Genomic DNA, 4,703 nt, shown 5'->3' on the forward strand with positions numbered 1-4,703 from the left:
ACCTTAAGGAGAGCGAGTACGAGCACATGGCAAAGTGCGCGACCGATGTCGTGCAGTGGCGCGCCGACGAGCGCGTGTTCGTCGGCGGTGCTCCAGCGATGGGCGGCGACGGCCGCCTGCTGCCCGCTCCCCGGCTGCACTTCCGGGACGGCACGGTGACATTGCAGGAACGCGAGTCTCATCACTACCAGCGCAATGATGCCTACGGCGAGATGGTCCGCGCTGGAGTTTTCCACTCGCATCACATCCTCAATTACCTCCAGTCTCGACGCCAACGGCCCGTGTTCGCCGGTGCAGTCAAAGGCAGTCAGCTTCAGCTCTTCAGTGAGATCATCAACTGGTTTATCAAGCACGGACACGCTGAGTCGGGGACACCCGCCGTCGAGCCTGGTTGGGAGATCTCGCGCGGAGCTCGCCTCAACGACAACGAGGCGGTCACCACGTTACTGTCGACGTTGGTACCCGATCGACGCAGTGACGACGGTTACTTCTGCACCTTCGCCGTGGCCAGACCCTTTCATGCGCTTACTGACATGGCTCGCGACTATGAGCAGGATACTCCCGACTTCTGGGTGGACCGGATGCGAGCCCGGCAGCGCGACCATTTGGGGAAGCCCATGATGGACAGCTACTGGAAAACCGTAGACGCTATTGAGGACGACCCATACGTGCGGATGTGCGAGGAGGCGGATTACGTCCTCTTCTACATTGGCCACAGCGCAGGAGATCCGCTGCCACTAACACCCCGGTACGAGTTTCTTGAGTCGCTGCGCGCCCGCAGCCCCGAGGAGGCAGGGGACCTTGTCCGTCGTAACGTCGAGCTGATAGTTGCCGCTCTTCATCACACCAAGTTCAGCACCGACCGCGATCACAATTTCTTGACTGGAAAACGACTCGTCAAGATCGTCCCGTATGTTATCTACCGAGCGCACGAGCTTTGCAAGGCACTCGGAAGAAGACTAGAGGCTGAGCTCAAGTCCATGATCGTCGCAAACCTTCACCGATTGGGGCGGGCCAGGCGAGCCAGCGAAGACGCCGTCAGCCTGCGCCCGTATGGCGCCGAGCCCTACCTTGAGCGTCAGGCAGAACTGCGCCGGGAGCACGCGAGAGCGATCGAGCCTGGCGCGCCGCCGAGCTTGGACAGTTAGCGCATCCCGGTGCTTGGATAGTCAGGCCGCAAGAACGGCTTCGAGCTCATTGCGAACGTGACGGGCGATGACCTCCGCCCACAGCGGAGGAAACGCATTACCTACGAGCCTCTCTTGCCAGCCAGGATGATCGATGAAAACAAAGTCGTCCCGAAAGCCCTGCAAGCGGGCAGCTTCACGTACGGTGATGCTGCGATGCAATCTGTAGTGCAAGAAGCGACCACAGCCTGGGTTATGGAAGTTCGTGGTGATTGTGCGTGCGAGCCCTCGCCGGTGCAGGCGGGCATAAGCCTGCGAGTAGTACCTGCGGTTGTTGGTGGCCTCACTCGGTGGCCGACAGCCTTCGGCAACCAACGCCATGCGCTTGACCATGGCCGCCCCATGGCCCCAAGCATGGTGGTTGTGCGTTGGGTGATCAGCGCCTGCAAGGCGCTTGGCGTAAGAGGAGGGCTTGCCGTCGAAGTCGGGTTCGAGGTCGGCGATGGCCTCGCCAACGGTCACGAGATTCTGCAGCCGCTCCATGTCGTCCGGGTAGTAAGGACGCATGCTGTATCGCTCGCTTTTGGGCCGTCCGAGACGAGGAGCCGCTCCCAGCAACGAATCGAGGACGTCAGTGGAGGGCTTCACCAGTCGTTCAGCCCGGTAATCCCAGAGGCGCCGCCGACCACCGTGAGTGGGCGGTGGTGGCGTTGGCTGCACCCCTGTGTCCTCGTGATAGCCGATCACGAGGGTGCGCTGGCGCGTCTGCGGCAGACCGTACGACGCCGCGTTGAGCACTCCGTGCCACGTGCGATAGTCCGGTGCACACTCGGCGAGCGCTGCCGCCAACTCAGACCGGTCGGCGACGCTTGGGACGTTCTCCATCACAAAGAAGTGAGGCTTGACTTCAGCTACGAGTCGAAAGAAGTCCCCAAGCAGCAGATTTCTCGGGTCGTCCGCTGCCCGTTGCCCTGCAGCAGACCATCCCTGGCACGGGGGACAGCCGAGCAGTCCAGCAATCGGACGTCCGTCCGCCGCTTGCTTGATCGTCTGCCCGCTGACGGATCCCACGTGGCAAGTGTCGTATTGGACTGTCTTGCCATAGTTCGCCTGGTAAGTGCGCCGCGCGTACTCGTCAATGTCGTTAAGATAGGCGACCTCGAACCCAGCCGCACGGGCGAACCCTTGCGCAACGGAGCCGACGCCGGCAAACACCTCTGCCACCGCCCACGGCGTCCGCCAGCGAGCACGCCGACCCTGCGGGCTCACTACACCATCCGACATCGATTGCCCTAACGACGTAACGATCAACGCTGTAGCAGCGTACGTTATTTATATAATGCGATCCAGCCCTGGGCTGGGGCAACGCGCCAGCACGAGAGGGCGGTAGCCGTGGAGCGAACCAGGCATAAGACCAGCGTTGAGTGGCCAGTCGTCGTTGATGAACGCCTACGCCTGCTGGTCTCCCTCACCGAGCAGGCCTGCGCGGGCTCGACAAGCGCCTCGGAGCTTCTCGCTGCTCTCATCTGCCAGCAACCCATCGACGGCACACATCTAGCGGACTGTGTGATGCGATACCGCCTAACCGAGCCCGCTGACTTAGCCACAGCGACTCACCGCTACACCGCACGAAGCCGGGGGCCACGCCGTGGCCGCCCTCGCAAGCCGACTCGACCCAGTCAGCTATGACACGGGTCGTGAAAGCGCGCTACCAGAACGGCCCGCATGATGGCGGCTGTTCCAAGTTGAGCGGAGGTAGGCCGGTTGAGGCGGCCCGAGTGTGACCGAGTCGCAGCTCATCGAGACCACCTAATATCGAGTTCTGATGGTCACAGGTGACGGGCTGCAAGCTGCAGCAGTGCGGGCAACGGGCGGTTTAGGTGAAGCAGTGGACCACAAACCGGCCGCGCGGGGCCTGCTGTGGTTGGCCGGCCGTCGCTGCTTTGCTGCCGGAAACGACGCTGGGACCGCCCGACGGTCGACTACTCGCGTAGCAGCCTATTTCATCGACTAGAGTCTCCAGATTTCGGTCCGGTCTCGGCTGTTCGGTCGCATTGGCAAGCGCTTGCGAATCTCATAGTGGTGGCCCCGTCACCGACGACGGGGCCACCAGACACACTGGATTCAGGTCCTTTGTGGCAGTCGAGCGCCCCACCTTGTCCTGCCATATGAAACTGAGGTGGCTACGAACTTCCGATGAGATCGCTCGAGTAGGCCACACGCCTCCCCTTGCGCTACTGTCGCGCCAACTGGCGCCTCAAGTCCGCCAGTTCCAAGGTCTTGCTCGTCGCTCGATAGAGCATCGGCGACCGGCCGGCGTAGTGGGTGTTTCCGTTATGCTGACGGGTGACAGTGTCGTGGACTTCCCGCATCACCTCGTCGCCGTACTGATCCCACATTGACTTCACCTCAGTGAAGTCGTACTTCCAGGAAGCATGGCCGTTTTCGTCTACGTTGACCATCGGTCGGAAGGCAGCGAGACACGGAATCGCAGCCGCTTTTGTCAGGCGGATATCGGAAGCTTCCGGCTTCCCAGTCTCGTTTAGCAGGAACGGAAAGGTGAAGACCGAACCGCTGGACGGCTTGTCAGCGATCTTAAGGAGCCTGAACTTACCCTGCCAAAGACGGCTAGCCGAGAATCGGATATACTCGTACAACTCCAAAGCTTCCAAAGCGATCGGAGCGAACTTCTCAACGCGCTCGGGATTCGTCAAGTACGCGCGAAATACGGAAGAGACCCGGGCGTAAGTATTCTCGATACCTACCGGATCTTCGAGCGGATAGCGAGTCGGATCTAGCGCCATAAGGAGCGCCAGAACTTCGCGGACGTCGTAGGACCCGTCGTTCCCCTCATGCCAGGAGATCGCTTTCATGCCGCTGGGCCGACTCTCGCATACTTTCTTGAGCCAGTCGAACTTATTCCGAAGATCAGCCAGCGACTCCTCGCGAACTTGCATCGAGGTGTTAAGCCCGTCCGCCAAGTCAGGAACGATTTGCGCAGGAACATTTACGTGGACCTTTATTTCCACATACTGATCCGGAGGGATGTCCGCCTCTTTCTGTGCGGCGAGGATCAGTTGGTAACTGTGGTTACCGTTGGCCACGCCCTGCTTCACGCTCGGGTTAAACCACAGTCGGTAGAGGTCACTCTCAAGCCGCTCCACCTTCTCGGCGACCAGCACGATACCACCGTGCTTTAGGTGAAATGAGCCAGTGCCGTCCGACCCCTCGCCGCCGAAGAGGGATGCCTTTACCTTGCGGTAGACCTGCCGGTTCAGATTGGCTTCTCGCGGGTTCGCATCGTCAGGGATGCCAGCCGGAACTTCAGTTGCCTTGACCCGGAAAATATGAGTCTCCACCAGAGCCAATCCGGCAGGCGCGCAGGGTAGCGATGGTGGTGTTGCGTTCGGCGATGTTGTCGTACATGGCGTCGATGTGGCCGGGGCGGAGCCGGTCGATGCGTAGGTGGCCGAGGTGCGGGATCAGGTACAGCCGGATGTGGCCTTCGTAGGAGCGCAGGGTGCCTGTCTTGATGTTCTTGCGTCCGGCGAGCCAGTCGGTCAGGTACGCCTGCAT

At 61.1% G+C, this 4,703-nt stretch carries 3 protein-coding genes and 1 pseudogene; 1 reads left to right on the forward strand and 3 read right to left on the reverse strand.

All coding sequences use genetic code 11. The features are described from left to right. The coding region (locus KBX08_RS32215; protein ID WP_210787527.1) for a hypothetical protein at nt 1–1,148 on the forward strand (1,148 nt) is incomplete at its 5' end. Between the two features lie 21 nt (nt 1,149–1,169). Here KBX08_RS32215 and KBX08_RS32220 read toward each other — a convergent pair. From KBX08_RS32220 to KBX08_RS32230, 3 genes and pseudogenes are all read right to left on the reverse strand, one after another. Then, a complete protein-coding gene (locus tag KBX08_RS32220) occupies nt 1,170–2,351 on the reverse strand; it encodes a DNA cytosine methyltransferase (protein ID WP_210787528.1) in 1,182 nt (393 codons plus the stop codon). A gap of 1,010 nt (nt 2,352–3,361) precedes the next feature. Further along, nucleotides 3,362–4,486: an AIPR family protein gene (locus KBX08_RS32225; RefSeq protein ID WP_307850711.1), complete on the reverse strand. Its 1,125-nt coding sequence runs from the start codon at nt 4,484–4,486 to the stop codon at nt 3,362–3,364. Nucleotides 4,487–4,496: 10 nt separating this feature from the next. Then, nucleotides 4,497–4,703: pseudogene (locus tag KBX08_RS32230) on the reverse strand (site-specific integrase); the annotation flags it as partial.

Source organism: Micromonospora sp. H61, assembly GCF_018070325.1.
Taxonomy (GTDB): domain Bacteria; phylum Actinomycetota; class Actinomycetes; order Mycobacteriales; family Micromonosporaceae; genus Micromonospora; species Micromonospora salmantinae.